The following is a 15,515-nucleotide window of genomic DNA, read 5'->3' on the forward strand; positions in this document are numbered from 1 at the left end:
GCAGACATTTCACGGGGCAGGCAGTTTACCCCCCTCTGGCCGCCGGGCTCAACGCGCGCGAACGCTGCCGGTGTGCAGATCGGCCCAGACATGGCCGTTGGCGTAGCTGAGGAACTGGCAATACACGGTGTCATTGCGCAGTAGATCGATCACCACCCGGTATTGCGCCAACGGGTAGAAGAGCGTCAGGGTTTTGCTTTTTTCGTCGTAGATCGGCTTTTTCAGGCTTTTGCTTTCGCCATCGAAGTTGACCAGCACCTGGCTGATGGTCGCGCCCTTGTTCAAGGATTTGCCCTTGAGGCGGATCAGCAGCGGCGACGTCACGGGGATCGGTTGCTGTGTGGACTGGCGCTGGCTACCCACCACCACCGAATAGTCGGTGACCTGCAACAGCTGCTGCTGCTCCGGTTCGGCGTCACGCAGGGTCAGGTCGTCCGGCGGCAGGAACTGCGCGTGCATCGGCGCTGGCGCGGCGGCCAGGGGCAGGCTGAGGGTCAGCAACAGGGCGGCGCAGCTGCGGATCAAAAGGCTCATGACAGGCTCCGGAGGGCGGGGCCGAGCACTCTAGCATGGGGTCTACGAAAGTGAATCTGCGAACACCGATCCCTGTGGGAGCGGGCTTGCTCGCGAAGGCGACGTGTCAGCCAACATTAATGCAGCTGACACACTGCTTTCGCGAGCAAGCCCGCTCCCACAGGGAATTTGCAGCGGGGTTTACATGCCTTTAACGGCAAAGATCCCGTTGGCGTTACGCCAGTAGCCTTTGTAGTCCATGCCATAACCGAAGATGTAACGGTCGATGCACGGCAAACCGACGAAATCGGCTTTCAGGTCCGGGCGAGCCTTGCGGTCGTGGTCCTTGTCGATCAATACGGCGGTATGCACAGCACGAGCGCCGGCGTGTTTGCAGTAGTCGATGATCGCGCCCAGGGTGTGACCTTCATCGAGGATGTCGTCGATGATCAGTACGTCGCGGTCGAGGAAAGAAACTTCCGGCTTGGCTTTCCAGAACAGGTCGCCGCCGCTGGTTTCGTTGCGATAACGGGTAGCGTGCAGGTAGGACGCTTCCAGCGGGAAGTGCAAATGGGTGAGCAGCTTGCCGGCGAAAATCAGGCCGCCGTTCATCACACAGAACACCACCGGGTTAGTGTCGGCCAGTTGTTCGTTGATGTGTGCACCGACACGGGCGATGGCCGCCTCGACTTCAGCTTCGGTGTACAGGCAGTCAGCCTCTCGCATGATTTGACGGATATGCTCGAGATCAGCGGACATGGCGCTCTCCAGGGGGGACGGATTCGGGAAAAGCGGGCAAAGGTACGCATCCCGCACGTCCGAATCAAGCGTTTGTGGACTAACGTACCTTATGTCTATAGGACAACACCCTCGGATAGATTAATCTAGGCCGGTTTTTTTGCCCGCCGCCGGAGCCTTTCCCCATGCCCATCCAAGAGATCCGCCATCCGCTGATCCGTCATAAACTTGGCCTTATGCGCCGCGCAGACATTAGCACGAAGAATTTCCGTGAGCTCGCTCAGGAAGTCGGTGCCCTGCTGACCTATGAAGCCACCAAAGACCTGCCGCTGGAAACCTACGATATCGAAGGTTGGTGCGGCACTGTGTCGGTGGAGAAAATCGCCGGCAAGAAGATTACCGTGGTGCCGATCCTGCGCGCCGGTATCGGCATGCTTGAAGGTGTGCTGAGCCTGATCCCGGGCGCCAAAGTCAGCGCCGTGGGCGTGGCCCGCAATGAGCAGACCCTGCAGGCTCACACCTACCTGGAGAAACTGGTTCCGGAAATCAACGAACGCCTGGCCATGATCATCGACCCGATGCTCGCCACCGGCAGCTCCATGGTTGCGACCATCGACCTGCTGAAAAAGGCCGGTTGCCGAGACATCCGCGCCATGGTGCTGGTCGCTGCCCCTGAAGGCATCGCCGCCGTCGGGAAAGCTCACCCGGACGTGATGATCTACACCGCCTCCATCGACGAAAGACTCAACGAACACGGTTACATCATCCCGGGCCTGGGCGATGCCGGTGACAAGATCTTCGGCACCAAGCAGAAGGACGCTTGAGCATGCAGGAAGAGTTCAACGATCCGCTCTGGCGCACAGTGCTGTCGGGTGCACAGATGCTGTTCGTGGCGTTCGGCGCCCTGGTGTTGATGCCGCTGATTACCGGCCTCGACCCGAACGTGGCGCTGTTCACCGCAGGTCTGGGGACGATTTTGTTCCAGATCGTCACCGGGCGTCAGGTGCCGGTGTTTCTGGCGTCGAGCTTTGCCTTCATCACCCCGATCATTCTCGCCAAGGGCCAGTTCGGCCTCGCGGCGACCATGGGCGGCGTGATGGCGGCGGGTTTCGTCTACACCTTCCTCGGCCTGGCCGTGAAGATCAAAGGCACCGGGTTTATTGACCGTTTGCTGCCACCGGTAGTGATTGGCCCAGTGATCATCTCCATCGGCCTGGCCATGGCGCCGATCGCCGCCAACATGGCGATGGGCAAGGCCGGCGACGGTTCCGAGCTGATTCACTACCAGACCGCGATGCTGATCTCGATGCCAGCGCTGCTGACCACGCTGATCGTCGCGGTGTTCGGTAAGGGGATTTTCCGCCTGGTGCCAATCATCTCCGGCGTGCTCGTCGGGTTTGGCATGGCGTTCTATTTCGGCGTGGTCGATACCGCGAAGATTGCCGCCGCCCCGTGGTTTGCGATTCCGCACTTCACGGCGCCGGAGTTCAACTGGCAGGCGATTCTGTTCATCGTTCCGGTGGCGCTGGCCCCGGCCATTGAGCACATTGGCGGCGTGATTGCCGTGGGTAGCGTGACCGGTCGCGATTACCTGAAGAAACCCGGCCTGCACCGCACCCTGCTCGGCGATGGCATTGCCACCACGGCAGCCGGTCTGTTCGGCGGCCCACCCAACACCACCTACGCCGAAGTCACGGGCGCGGTGATGCTGACCAAGAACTACAACCCGAAGATCATGACCTGGGCGGCGATCTTTGCCATCAGCCTGGCGTTCGTCGGCAAGTTCGGCGCGCTGCTGCAAAGCATTCCGGTGCCGGTGATGGGCGGGATTCTGTGCCTGTTGTTCGGCTCGATTGCGGCGGTGGGCATGAACACGCTGATTCGCCACAAGATCGATCTGGGCGAAGCGCGCAATCTGGTGATTGTGTCGGTGACCCTAGTGTTCGGGATTGGCGGTGTGCTGGTCGGCACCGGCACCGGTCCGGACGACTTCGGCCTCAAAGGCATCGCGCTGTGCGCGGTGGTGGCGATTGCGCTGAACCTGTTGCTGCCGGGCAATGACAGCTGGAAGCACAAGAAGGCGGATGAGCCTTTGCTGTAATCAGGCTGAATCTTTATCGCCTGAAAGATTGTCTTCGCGGGCAAGCCTCGCTCCTACAGGACTGCGTCGTGATCGTTCCCACGCTCTGCGTGGGAATGCCTCAAGGGACGCTCCGCGTTCCAATGGGACGCAGAGCGTCCCGGGCTGCATTCCCACGCAGAGCGTGGGAACGATCTTCACCTGTAGGAGCGAGGCTTGCCCGCGAAGCTTTTAAAGCGCCAACGGCGCTCGCTCGCACAACGCATTCAACGCCTTCGCCCATTGCGGATCATCGTTAAGGCACGGCACCAGCACCAACTCCTCCCCTCCCGCTTCGCGGAACTGTTCCAGCCCACGATCACCGATTTCTTCAAGGGTCTCGATGCAATCGGCAACGAACGCCGGGCACATCACCAGAATCTTCTTCGCGCCACTTTTCCCCAACTCATCGAGGCGTGCTTCGGTGTAGGGTTCGATCCACTTCGCCCGGCCCAATCGCGACTGGAACGACACCGACCACTTACCCTCCGCCAGGCCCATGCGCTTGGCAAACTCGGAAGCCGTGCGCAGGCATTGGGCGCGGTAGCAGGTCGCCAATACGGCCGGCGAGGCGTTCTTGCAGCAGTCTTCGTTTTTGAAGCAATGCTGGCCGGTCGGATCAAGCTTGGTCAGGTGCCGTTCCGGCAAACCATGGAAGCTCAACAGCAGGTGATCGTGATCCTGCTCAAGGTAAGGCTTGGCACTGGCCACCAGCGCATCGAGGTATTCCGGCTGGTCGTAGAACGGCTGGAGAATCGAGAGCTGCACATTGAGCTTCTTCTCGCGAATCACGCGCCGGGCTTCTTCGACGACCGTGGTCACGGTGCTGTCGGCGAACTGTGGATAAAGCGGCGCGAGGGTAATGCGCTTGTGGCCCTGGGCGACCAACTCCATCAGTTTCGTTTCAATCGACGGCTCGCCATAACGCATCGCCAATTCCACCGGACCATGGCTCCACTGGGCGGTCATCGCCTGTTGCAAGCGACGGCTGAGCACCACCAGCGGTGAGCCCTCCTCCCACCAGATCGAAGCGTAGGCGTGGGCCGACTGTTCCGGACGCTTGATCAGTATCAGCGACACCAGCAAACGTCGCACCGGCCATGGCAGGTCGATCACATACGGGTCCATCAGAAATTGATTGAGGTAGCTGCGCACATCCGCCACCGAAGTGGAGGCCGGTGAGCCCAGGTTGACCAGAAGCAACGCGTGATCGGTCATGCAACGTCCTATTTCAGAGGCGGCTGGACACGTCGTCCAACGCCGCGCGTAAATCAGTGAACTGGAAAGTGAAACCCGCCGCCAGCAAACGCGCCGGTACGGCTTTTTGGCCGCCCAGCAATAGCAGCGACATTTCGCCCAGGCCTACCTTCAGCGCCAGGGCAGGCATGGGCATGAACGCCGGGCGGTGCAACACGCTGCCCAACGTCTTGGCAAATTCTCGATTGCGCACCGGTTTGGGCGCGCAGGCATTATATGGACCGCTGGCGTCAATGCGATGCAGAAGAAAATCAATCAGGGCGATTTGATCCTTGATATGAATCCACGGCATCCACTGCCGGCCGTTGCCGATCGGCCCGCCCAGCCCCAATTTGAAGGGCAGCAACAGCCGCGACAAAAAGCCGCCCTCGGCGGACACGACCAACCCGGTGCGCACCAGAATCACCCGAATGCCCAAGGCCTCGGCACGCTGGGCGGTTTCCTCCCAGGCGATGCACAACTGGCTGGCGAAATCATCAATCACCGGCGGCGAGTCCTCGGTCAACTCACGCTCGCCACCGTCGCCATACCAGCCGACTGCTGAACCGGAAATCAGCAATTGAGGTTTTTGCTCACGGGTTTCGAGCCAGGCCAGCAGGGTTTCGGTCAGGGTGATTCGACTGCTCCACAACAACGCTTTTCGCCGAGTCGTCCACAAACGATCACCAATTGGCGCGCCCGCCAGATTGATCACGGCATCGACCGACTCCTGGCCGAGGTCTTCAAGTCGGGCGATGCCTCGGACCTGAGCGCCACAGATTTTCGCGACTTTTGCAGGTGAGCGACTCCAGACCGTGAGGCGATGTCCCTGACTCAACCAGTAATGGCAGAGCTGACGTCCTATCAAACCAGTACCGCCGGTCAGCAATATGTGCATGACTACTTCCTCGCGTGGCGTTTTACCTTGATCACTAGTCTATTTTTATAAGCAGGGATCTTTGGTATCGGGCAGGGTCTGTGTTTAACAATAGGCCAAGCTGTCAGAACGAGAACGCTAAAAGTTATACCAAAAAACAATATTGTACAGGTTTAAACCACGGCGTAGTCTGTACAGAAAGGTAAACGAGGCCCCTATGACTGTACCTATCGCAATCATCGGCACCGGCATCGCCGGGTTATCAGCCGCCCAGGCCCTGACGGAGGCCGGGCACGTCGTTCAACTTTTCGATAAAAGCCGTGGCAGCGGCGGACGCATGTCGAGCAAGCGCAGTGACGCCGGTGCTCTGGACATGGGCGCGCAGTATTTCACGGCACGTGATCGGCGCTTCGTCACCGAAGTGCAGCGCTGGCAAGCCAATGGCTGGGTCGCCGAATGGACACCGCAGCTCTATACGTTCCAGGGCGGCCAACTCAACCTGTCGCCGGATGAGCAAACCCGTTGGGTCGGCACGCCACGCATGAGCGCTATCACCCGCGCGCTGCTCGGGGATCTGGAAGTGCATTTCGCCTGCCGGATCACTGAGGTCTATCGCGGTGAAGAACACTGGCATCTGCAGGACGCCGAAGGCTTCACTCATGGTCCGTTCAGTCATGTGGTCATTGCCACGCCTGCGCCTCAAGCGACTGCGTTGCTGGCCTCCGCACCGAAACTCGCAGGGGCCGCTGCCGGGGTCAAAATGGACCCGACCTGGGCGATCGCCCTGGCCTTCGACACACCGCTGGATACGCCCATGGAAGGCTGCTTCGTGCAGGACAGTCCACTCGACTGGCTGGCCCGTAACCGCAGCAAACCCGGGCGCGACAACACGATGGACACTTGGGTGCTGCACGCGACCAGCACCTGGAGCCGGCAACACATCGACCTGTCCAAGGAAGCCGTGATCGAGCAACTGCACGGTGCTTTCGCCGAACTGCTGCACAGCGCGATGCCCGCACCGACCTTCAGCCTCGCCCACCGCTGGCTCTATGCCCGCCCTGCCAGCAGTCATGAATGGGGCGTGTTGGCGGATGCCGACCTGGGCCTGTACGTGTGTGGCGACTGGTGCCTGTCCGGTCGTGTCGAAGGGGCCTGGCTCAGCGGCCAGGAAGCCGCCCGCCGCTTGCATGCACACCTGCAGTGAACCGCATCAATCCGGGTAAATTGCTGCTGTCGAAATGGACAGCAGCCCAGCCGAAAAACCGCGAAAAACATTTTCTGGTCACCGAGTTGTTCCGCGATGAGGACGGCACGGTGCTGGCGGTTGAGTTGCAGGCGGTGTTGACTCAGCGCAGTGAGCGCATTGACTGGCAAACCCTGAAAAACAAAACCCTTTGGCGAATGGGCTGGGCGTAGGAGTTGCCGAAGGCTGCGATCTTTTGATTTTCCCGAGCCGCTAAAGAGCAAGATCAAAAGATCGCAGCCTTCGGCAGCTCCTACAGGGTTCTGTGCACACCTGAAAAACCTATACAAATAATTTGACTTGTACAGCTTCGAATCTATGATGAAGATTATGTTGTACAGATCCAACACTCTGTACAGGTATTAGATTCGAGGTGCTGCAATGCCCATCGTCCCCGCCAAACCGAAAATCGCGATCAGCGCCTGCCTGATGGGAGCCGAGGTGCGTTTCAACGGCGGGCACAAGGAATCGCGGCTGTGCAGTCGCACCCTCACTGACTATTTCGATTTTGTCCCGGTGTGCCCGGAGGTCGCGATCGGCCTCGGTATTCCTCGCGAACCGATTCGCTTGGTGGGAAATCCCGAACGTCCCGAAGCCGTCGGCACGGTAAACCACGAAATCAACGTCACCCAACCGCTCGCCGAGTACGCTCAGAAAATGGCATCTGAGCTGGGCGACATCTGCGGCTACATCTTTATGCAGAAATCGCCGTCCTGCGGATTGTTGCGGGTCAAGGTCTACCACGCCAACGGAGCGCCGGTGGATGGCGGCGGTCGCGGCATCTACGCCCAGGCCTTCTGTGAACAACACCCGGACTTGCCGGTGGAAGAAGACGGCCGGCTCAACGACCCGGTGCTGCGGGAAAACTTCCTGACCCGAGTCTTTGCCTATAGCGACTGGCAGCAATTGCTCCAGGAAGGCCTAAGCCGTCGCGGACTCATGGATTTTCACTCGCGCTACAAATACCTGCTGATGGCCCACAACCCGGTGCAATACAAAACCCTGGGCAACCTGCTGGGCAACATGGGCCAGACCGACCCGAAAGAACTCGGCCCGCGCTATTTCAGCGAGCTGATGGAGGCGCTGAAAAAATGCGCCACGCGCCGCACCCACACCAATGTCCTGCAACACATCAGTGGTTACCTCAAGCAGGCCATCAGCGCTGAAGACAAACAGGAAATGCAACACCTCATCGGCCAATACCGCCACGGCATCGTGCCGTTGGTGGTGCCGCTGACGCTGCTCAAGCATTACTTGCGCCAGCACCCCGATCCGTACATTGCGCAACAGGTTTACCTGCAACCGCACCCGGAAAACCTCAGCCTGCGAAATGCGATCTAAATGAACAACACACCCGACACCAGCGCCCGCGAAGACCTCGGCGCCGACTTCAAGAAAGCCCTGGACGAAGGCTGGCTGCCGATTCGTGAAGTGGCGCGCCAGACCGGGGTCAACGCCATCACCCTACGTGCCTGGGAACGACGCTACGGTCTGATCGTGCCGCAACGCACGCCCAAGGGGCATCGGTTGTTCTCGGCCGAACACGTGCAACGGATTCTGACGATTCTCACCTGGCTCAATCGCGGCGTTGCCGTCAGCCAGGTCAAGCAATTGCTCGACACGCCGCAAGCCTTTACCGAGTCCGTCGAAAATGACTGGCAATTGCTGCGTAACACGCTGCAGCAAGCGGTCACTCAACTGAACGAACGCACCCTCGATGACACCGTCAACCAAGCCATGGCGCTGTACCCGCCACGGACGTTGTGCGAACAACTGCTGATGCCGTTATTGACCGAGCTGGAACAGCGCTGGCAAGGTCAGTTCGGCGCACAAATGGAACGGGTGTTCTTTTATTCCTGGTTGCGCAGCAAATTTGGCGCGCGCATCTACCATAACAACCGTCAGTTACGGGCCGCGCCGATGCTGTTGATCAATCACTCGGATGTGCCCCTGGAACCTTACCTTTGGCTCACCGCGTGGCTGATCAGCAGCGCTGATTGCCCGGTGGAAGTTTTCGATTGGCCCCTCCCGGCCGGAGAACTCGCGCTGGCCGTCGAACACCTGCAAGCCCGTGGCGTACTGTTGTATTCCAGCAAAGCCATGAACCTTGCGCAGTTGCCGAAACTTTTGAATGGCGCCAGTTGCCCAAAAATGATTGTCGGACCAACGGTATGCATCCACCACGCCGAGTTGTCCGTAAGAACCACTGAAATCGCTGATTTGTCCCTGGCCGAAGATCCCTTGTCGGCCTATCAGGACCTCGTTCAGCGTGGGCTGATTTAAATGTTGAGTACGGACACCACCATGCAATTGATCTGGCTGCGCAGCGATTTGCGCCTACACGACAACACCGCCCTCTCGGCCGCCGCAGCTCGTGGCCCGAGCGTAGCGGTGTACCTGTTGAGCCCGGAGCAATGGCTGGCGCATGACGATGCGCCGTGCAAAGTCGATTTCTGGCTACGCAACCTGAGCGAATTAAGCCTGGCACTGGGCAAGCTCAACATTCCCCTGCTGATCCGCACAGCGTCTCGCTGGGACGCGGCGCCGACACTGCTGCTCGATCTGTGCCGGCAGTTGAAGATCGCCTCGGTGCACGTCAACGAGGAATACGGCATCCATGAAAGCCGCCGTGACCAGGCGGTGGCTCATGCGCTGAAGGCCGAAGGCATCGACTTTCACAGCTACCTTGATCAACTGCTGTTCACACCGGGCACCGTGCTGACCAAGACCGGCACGTATTTCCAGGTGTTCAGTCAGTTCCGCAAAGTCTGTTACGACCGACTGCGTCGTTCACTGCCAAGCCTGGTGGCAGCACCCGGGATTCAAACGCCGCTGAACATCGCCAGCGATGAAATCCCTGCCCGTGTCGACGGTTTCGAAACGCCCAAAGACAGCCTGATCGCACTCTGGCCCGCCGGTGAAGCCGAGGCCCGGCGGCGCCTCGACACGTTTGCCGACGCACAAATCGACTATTACCAGAGCGAGCGCGACTTCCCGGCCAAACCTGGCACAAGTCAGCTTTCGGCCTATCTGGCGGCCGGGGTGATTTCCCCGCGCCAGTGTTTGCACACCGCACTGCAAAGCAATCAGGGCGAGTTCGAAAGCGGCAAGGTCGGCGCGGTTACCTGGATCAACGAACTGCTATGGCGCGAGTTCTACAAACATATTCTGGTGGGCTACCCACGAGTATCGCGGCACCGCGCCTTCCGCCCGGAAACCGAAGCCCTGGCCTGGCGTGACGCGCCGGATGAACTCGCCGCGTGGCAAGAAGCCCGCACCGGCCTGCCGATCATCGATGCCGCGATGCGCCAACTGCTGGAAACCGGCTGGATGCACAATCGCCTGCGCATGGTAGTGGCGATGTTCCTGACCAAGAACCTGCTGATCGACTGGCGTGAAGGCGAGCGCTTTTTCATGCGTCACCTGATCGACGGCGACCTGGCGGCGAATAACGGCGGCTGGCAGTGGAGTTCGTCCACCGGCACCGATTCGGCGCCCTACTTCCGTATCTTCAACCCGCTGAGCCAATCGGAGAAATTCGACGCCGAGGGCGTGTTCATCAAGCACTGGTTGCCGGAACTGGCCGGGCTGAACAAAAAGGAAGTGCATAACCCCGCTAACCTCAGCGGCCTGTTCGGCGTTACAGACTATCCATCGCCCATCGTCAATCTCAGTACATCTCGTGAGCGGGCCCTGGCCGCGTTCAAGAACCTGCCATCGCGACAGAATGCCGGAGGTGGCTATGAGTGAGTTCCTGCGACGCTTCGCCCGGCAGTTCGGCGACTTGAACAAAGACAATCTGCAACGTCTTGGCGATCTGTACACCGACGACGTGCAGTTCACCGATCCGCTGCATGAAGTTCAAGGCCTGAAGCAATTGCGCGGTTATTTCGCCGAGCTCTATGCCAACGTCAGCGAGTTGCGTTTCGACTTTCACGGCTTCGACCAGATTAGCGAAGGCGAAGGATACCTGCGCTGGGTCATGAGCTACCGACATCCGCGCCTGGCCGGTGGCCAGTTGATTCGGGTCGAGGGCTGTTCGCACCTGCTGTGGCACGACAAAGTTTATCGCCACCGGGATTATTTCGATGCCGGGGCGCTGCTGTATGAACATTTACCCGTATTGGGCCGGGCGATTGCCTGGTTGAAAAGGAGAATGGGATGAGTCTTACACCTCCACGACGATACTGGTTAACGGGTGCGAGCAGCGGCATTGGCGCCGCGCTGGCCGAAGAAATCTTGAAAACCGGCGCTCATCTGGCGGTCAGCTCCCGCTCGGTAGTGCCACTCAAAATTCTGTCCCAGCGTTATCCGGGACAGGTGATGGTGGTGGCCGGCGACCTGACCGATAGTCAAACAGTGCGTGAAATCGGCGAGCGGATCACCGAGGACTGGGGTTCCCTGGACACGGTGATCCTCAACGCCGGAACCTGCGAGTATGTCGATGCCAAGCAGTTCGATGCATCGATCATCGAGCACGTGGTGCGCACCAACCTGCTTGCCAGCAGTTATTGCATCGAAGCAGCCTTGCCTTTGCTTCGGGCTGGCACCGCACCGCATCTGGTGGGTGTCGCCAGTTCTGTGACTTACCTGCCACTGCCCCGGGCCGAAGCCTACGGCGCCTCGAAAGCAGGGCTGCGTTACCTGTTCGAATCCTTGCGCATCGACCTGGCGCCCGAAGGCATTGAAGTCACCGTGGTCAGCCCCGGTTTTGTCGACACCCCGTTGACCGCAAAAAACGATTTCCCGATGCCGCTCAGTTGGCCTGTGGATAAAGCCGCGCGGCATATCTTCAACAAACTCAAGAACCGACCGCTGGAAATCGCCTTTCCGGCATTGTTCATGGCAGCTCTTTGGCCGCTGTCGAAACTCCCCAACCGAGTGAAGCTGGCAATTGGCAAACGCATGGTTCGCGGCAGTCCGCCGATCAAGGACCAGCCGTGAACATCGCCATTATCGGCAGCGGTATCTCGGGGCTGACCAGCGCCTACCTGCTTAATCGCAGCCACGAGATCACCCTGTTCGAGGCCGGCGACTGGGTCGGCGGTCACACCCATACAGTGGACGTAACGGTCGATGGCCAGTCCTATGCCGTGGACACCGGTTTCATTGTGTTCAACGACTGGACCTACCCGAATTTCATGCGCCTGCTGGGCCAGCTCGGCGTGGGCTTCAAACCCACCGAAATGAGCTTCTCGGTCACCGACCCGGATTCAGGTCTTGAGTACAACGGCAACAACCTCAACAGCCTGTTCGCCCAGCGTCGCAACCTGCTGTCGCCGGGGTTCTGGGGGATGTTGCGAGACATTCTGCGCTTTAACAAACAGGCCCTGCGCGATCTTGAGGAACAACGGATCGGCGCCGACACCACCCTCGATCACTACCTAAAGGCTGGCGGCTACGGCGAGCGCTTCATCCTGCATTACATCGTGCCGATGGGCGCAGCGATCTGGTCGATGCCCATGGCCGAGATGCTCGGTTTTCCGCTGCAGTTCTTCGTGCGCTTTTTCAAGAATCACGGCTTGCTCTCCGTCAGCAATCGTCCGCAGTGGTGTGTGATCAAAGGAGGGTCGAGCGCTTACATCGCGCCCCTGATTGCATCGTTTAAAGAGAAGATTCGTCTCAACTGCCCGGTCACCCGCGTCGAACGCGATACCGACGGCATAGTTATCCACAGCGCCAACGGCAGCGAACGCTTCGACAAAGTGGTGTTTGCTTGCCACAGCGATCAGGCCCTGGAACTGCTGGCCAAGCCGAGCGATGCCGAACAGTCGATCCTCGGCGCCCTGCCCTACGCCGATAACGAAGTCGTTTTGCACACCGATACGCGCCTGCTGCCCGAGCGCAAACTCGCCTGGGCGAGCTGGAATTTTCGCCTCGGTGGCGCCGGGCACACGCGGGCCGCCGTCACTTATGACATGAACATCCTGCAAGGCATCCAGAGCGACACCACGTTCTGTGTCAGCCTCAACCAGAGCGCCGGGATCAGTCCGTTCAAGGTGCTCGCGAAATACACCTATGCCCATCCGCAATACAGCTTGAAAGCGGTGGCGGCGCAGCAGCGTTGGGAGGAATTGAACGGCGCGCAGCACACCTATTATTGCGGCGCCTATTGGGCCAGCGGCTTTCATGAAGACGGGGTGGTCAGTGCCTTGCGCGTGGCCCGATCGTTCGGTGAAGTGCTGTGAACAGCGCCCTCTACAGCGGCTGGATCGCCCATCGGCGATTTGCGCCCAGGCGCCATGAATTCCGTTATCGGATCGGTCTGCTGTACTTGGACCTTGATGAGCAGGACGCCGTGCTGGGTTTGTCGCCGCTGTCGGGGCGCAGCCGTTTTGCCGCGTTCTCGTTTCGCGAGGGCGATTACCTGAAAGCATTTACTGGCGCCGGCATGCGCTTGATCGACGCGGTGCGCCAACAGGTTGGCCAAGCCATCGGCCACGAACCCCAGGGCTCAATTTGCCTGCTGACCCAGGCCCGCAGTTGGGGGCTGTCATTCAATCCGGTGAGCTTTTTCTATTGTCACGAGGCGGACGGCCAACTGGCGGCGATTCTCTGCGAAGTCAGCAACACGCCGTGGGGCGAACACTATCACTACGTGTTGCCGGCCAGGGCGCCGGAACACTTGGGCGACTTCCATCAGCATTTCGCCATGGCCAAGGCGTTTCATGTGTCGCCGTTTCTGCCACGGGATATTGAGTACCGCATGAGCTTCAGCCCAGCCGCGCAAAAGCTTGGCGTGCACATGGCGGACTGGCAGGGCGAGCTGAAGCTGTTCGACGCCACGCTCAACCTGCAACGTGAAACGCTCAATCGCGACAGCCTGCACCATTACTTGCGGCGCTTCCCGTGGATGACGGCGAAAACCTGCCTGGCGATCTATTGGCAGGCTCTGCGTCTGCTGCTCAAGCGCACACCGATTTTTGCCCATCAGGCTGCCGATGGCAGCTCTCAAACCGCCATCGTCCCTCCACAGGATCGCCGCCATGAAATCCTCTAGCGCTTCGGCCAAAGCCAACCTGCTCAGCACCAACAGCTTGTCCGGCTCGCTGCTGCGCCGGGGAGTGCTGCGCCAACTGGCGCACCTCAAGCACGGGCAACTGGTGGTGGTTGAAGACGGCGAACGGCATGTCTTCGGCACCGCTGGCGATCATCTGCTGGGGGAGATCCATGTCCTGGATGCGGCGGTCTGGGGACTGGTGGCGAGCAACGGTTCGATCGGCGCGGGCGAAGCGTTCATCCACGGTTATTGGACCTCGCCAGACCTGACGGCGGTCGTGCGAGTGTTCGTCAGTAACCTTGACGTGCTGGACGCGCTGGAGGGTGGACTGGCCAAACTCGGTCGGCCGTTCGTGCAAGGGCTGCATTGGCTCAATCGCAATACGCGCAAGGGCTCACAGAAAAACATCGCCGCGCATTACGACCTGGGCAACGATCTGTTCGAACAGTTTCTCGACCCGACAATGATGTATTCGGCGGCGCAGTTCCTCAGCCCCGAAGACACTCTGGAACAGGCTCAACTGAACAAACTGGAACGGATCTGCCAGAAGCTCGACCTGAAGCCCAGCGATCATCTGCTGGAAATCGGCACCGGTTGGGGCAGCATGGCGCTCTACGCAGCCCAGAACTATGGCTGCAAAGTCACCACCACTACCTTGTCCAAAGAGCAGTACGCCTACACCGCACAGCGGATCGAAGCCCTGGGTTTGCAAGATCAGGTGACCTTGCTGCTCAAGGACTACCGTGACCTCACCGGGCAGTACGACAAACTGGTATCGATCGAAATGATCGAAGCGGTCGGCCATCGCTTTCTGCCGACCTACTTCAAGCAATGCGCACACTTGCTCAAGAGCAACGGCTTGATGCTGTTGCAGGCGATCACCATCCGCGAGCAGCGCTACGAACAAGCCAAGACCAATGTCGACTTCATCCAGCGCTACATCTTCCCCGGCGGCGCCTTGCCCTGTGTGCAGAAGATGCTGGAGATCGTCAGCCGCGACACCGACATGAACCTGCTGCACATGGAAGATTTCGGCCTGCACTACGCCCGAACCCTGCGCCTGTGGCATGAGAATTTTCGCCGCGCCCACGGTCGCTTGAGCGAATTGGGCTACGACGAGTATTTCCTGCGGTTGTGGGAGTTTTACCTGTGCTACTGCGAGGGAGGTTTCCTGGAACGCACCATCGGCACCGCGCAATTGCTGCTGGCCAAACCGGCGGCGATGCCGGCGCCACTGCTCGGCCGTTTCGATGCTTGAACGTCTGGCCAATGCCGCGTTGTTTCAGGTCGGTTGGTTTGCCTGCGTGGTGGGCGGCAACAGTCTGTGGTTGTTAGTGGCACTGGCGGCGCTGGTGATTCATCTGCTGTGGATAAGTCGCTGGGTCGATGAAGGCCGATTGATCCTCAGCGTGGTGTTGCTGGGCACCACCGTCGACAGCTCATTACGCTGGCTGGGAGTGTTCGACTTCACCGATGTCGCGCCCCTGATTCCGCTTTGGCTGATGCTGTTGTGGGCGCTGCTGGCGACCACCTTGCGCCACTGCCTGATGTGGAGCGCCAACCCCTGGTGGCTGGCCAGTTTGCTCGGCGCGGTCGGTGGTCCACTGTCGTATTACGCGGGCAGCCAACTGGCGGGGGTGCAATTTCCCTATGGTCAACTGCCGACGCTGATCGGCATCGGACTGCTCTGGGCGATGCTGTTTCCTACACTGCATTTCATGGCGCAGCGGTTGGCGGCGGATAACCGCGACTGAGCGTCCGTCAGGCCTTTCACACAGCAACGGTCCAC

At 59.8% G+C, this 15,515-nt stretch carries 17 protein-coding genes; 13 read left to right on the forward strand and 4 right to left on the reverse strand.

Annotated elements, in window-relative coordinates; genetic code table 11:
• Positions 1–48: 48 nt before the first annotated feature.
• Positions 49–534: a hypothetical protein gene (locus tag ACWIKB_RS17940; protein WP_475268508.1), complete on the reverse strand. Its 486-nt coding sequence runs from the start codon at positions 532–534 to the stop codon at positions 49–51.
• 180 nt (positions 535–714) lie between these two features.
• Positions 715–1,272 carry a hypoxanthine-guanine phosphoribosyltransferase gene (locus ACWIKB_RS17945; protein ID WP_054045644.1) on the reverse strand — a complete coding sequence of 186 codons (558 nt, stop codon included), beginning with the start codon at positions 1,270–1,272 and terminating at the stop codon, positions 715–717.
• Between the two features lie 164 nt (positions 1,273–1,436).
• Here ACWIKB_RS17945 and upp point away from each other — a divergent pair, with 164 nt between their 5' ends.
• Both upp and ACWIKB_RS17955 read left to right on the forward strand, forming a co-directional pair.
• Positions 1,437–2,075 carry a uracil phosphoribosyltransferase gene (gene upp, locus ACWIKB_RS17950; RefSeq protein ID WP_475268509.1) on the forward strand — a complete coding sequence of 213 codons (639 nt, stop codon included), beginning with the start codon at positions 1,437–1,439 and terminating at the stop codon, positions 2,073–2,075.
• Positions 2,076–2,077: 2 nt separating this feature from the next.
• Positions 2,078–3,352 carry a uracil-xanthine permease family protein gene (locus ACWIKB_RS17955; protein ID WP_133840270.1) on the forward strand — a complete coding sequence of 425 codons (1,275 nt, stop codon included), beginning with the start codon at positions 2,078–2,080 and terminating at the stop codon, positions 3,350–3,352.
• Between the two features lie 210 nt (positions 3,353–3,562).
• Here the strand turns inward: ACWIKB_RS17955 and hemH are convergent, their stop codons facing one another.
• Complete coding sequence (hemH, locus tag ACWIKB_RS17960; RefSeq protein ID WP_475268510.1) at positions 3,563–4,588, reverse strand: ferrochelatase; 1,026 nt, start codon at positions 4,586–4,588, stop codon at positions 3,563–3,565.
• A gap of 13 nt (positions 4,589–4,601) precedes the next feature.
• Positions 4,602–5,504 carry a TIGR01777 family oxidoreductase gene (locus ACWIKB_RS17965; RefSeq protein ID WP_475268511.1) on the reverse strand — a complete coding sequence of 301 codons (903 nt, stop codon included), beginning with the start codon at positions 5,502–5,504 and terminating at the stop codon, positions 4,602–4,604.
• A gap of 196 nt (positions 5,505–5,700) precedes the next feature.
• Here ACWIKB_RS17965 and ACWIKB_RS17970 point away from each other — a divergent pair, with 196 nt between their 5' ends.
• From ACWIKB_RS17970 to ACWIKB_RS18020, 11 genes are all read left to right on the forward strand, one after another.
• A complete protein-coding gene (locus ACWIKB_RS17970) occupies positions 5,701–6,687 on the forward strand; it encodes an NAD(P)/FAD-dependent oxidoreductase (RefSeq protein ID WP_475268512.1) in 987 nt (328 codons plus the stop codon).
• A complete protein-coding gene (locus ACWIKB_RS17975; RefSeq protein ID WP_475268513.1) occupies positions 6,684–6,899 on the forward strand; it encodes a TIGR02450 family Trp-rich protein in 216 nt (71 codons plus the stop codon). Before ACWIKB_RS17970 ends, ACWIKB_RS17975 begins: the two co-directional genes overlap by 4 nt.
• A gap of 208 nt (positions 6,900–7,107) precedes the next feature.
• On the forward strand, positions 7,108–8,067 hold the full coding sequence (locus ACWIKB_RS17980) for a YbgA family protein (RefSeq protein ID WP_475268514.1): 960 nt from the start codon (positions 7,108–7,110) through the stop codon (positions 8,065–8,067).
• Entirely contained in the window at positions 8,068–9,009 is a 942-nt protein-coding gene (locus ACWIKB_RS17985) for a MerR family transcriptional regulator (protein WP_475268515.1), read from the forward strand.
• A gap of 21 nt (positions 9,010–9,030) precedes the next feature.
• Positions 9,031–10,476 (forward strand): deoxyribodipyrimidine photo-lyase, encoded by a 1,446-nt coding sequence (gene phrB / locus ACWIKB_RS17990; protein ID WP_475268516.1) that lies wholly within the window; start codon positions 9,031–9,033, stop codon positions 10,474–10,476.
• On the forward strand, positions 10,469–10,891 hold the full coding sequence (locus tag ACWIKB_RS17995; protein ID WP_475268517.1) for a nuclear transport factor 2 family protein: 423 nt from the start codon (positions 10,469–10,471) through the stop codon (positions 10,889–10,891). Before phrB ends, ACWIKB_RS17995 begins: the two co-directional genes overlap by 8 nt.
• Positions 10,888–11,670, forward strand: a complete 783-nt coding sequence (locus ACWIKB_RS18000) for an SDR family NAD(P)-dependent oxidoreductase (protein ID WP_475268518.1) — start codon at positions 10,888–10,890, stop codon at positions 11,668–11,670. The genes ACWIKB_RS17995 and ACWIKB_RS18000 overlap by 4 nt, the downstream gene beginning before the upstream one ends.
• The gene (locus tag ACWIKB_RS18005; protein ID WP_475268520.1) at positions 11,667–12,914 is read left to right on the forward strand and encodes an NAD(P)/FAD-dependent oxidoreductase; all 1,248 of its coding nucleotides are present in this window, start codon (positions 11,667–11,669) and stop codon (positions 12,912–12,914) included. The genes ACWIKB_RS18000 and ACWIKB_RS18005 overlap by 4 nt, the downstream gene beginning before the upstream one ends.
• Entirely contained in the window at positions 12,911–13,726 is an 816-nt protein-coding gene (locus tag ACWIKB_RS18010; RefSeq protein WP_475268521.1) for a DUF1365 domain-containing protein, read from the forward strand. The genes ACWIKB_RS18005 and ACWIKB_RS18010 overlap by 4 nt, the downstream gene beginning before the upstream one ends.
• Entirely contained in the window at positions 13,713–14,984 is a 1,272-nt protein-coding gene (locus tag ACWIKB_RS18015; RefSeq protein ID WP_475268522.1) for a class I SAM-dependent methyltransferase, read from the forward strand. Before ACWIKB_RS18010 ends, ACWIKB_RS18015 begins: the two co-directional genes overlap by 14 nt.
• Positions 14,977–15,480: a DUF2878 domain-containing protein gene (locus ACWIKB_RS18020; RefSeq protein WP_475268524.1), complete on the forward strand. Its 504-nt coding sequence runs from the start codon at positions 14,977–14,979 to the stop codon at positions 15,478–15,480. The genes ACWIKB_RS18015 and ACWIKB_RS18020 overlap by 8 nt, the downstream gene beginning before the upstream one ends.
• The last annotated feature ends 35 nt before the right edge of the window (positions 15,481–15,515 follow it).

It is taken from the genome of Pseudomonas sp. 5Vm1k, assembly GCF_056161485.1.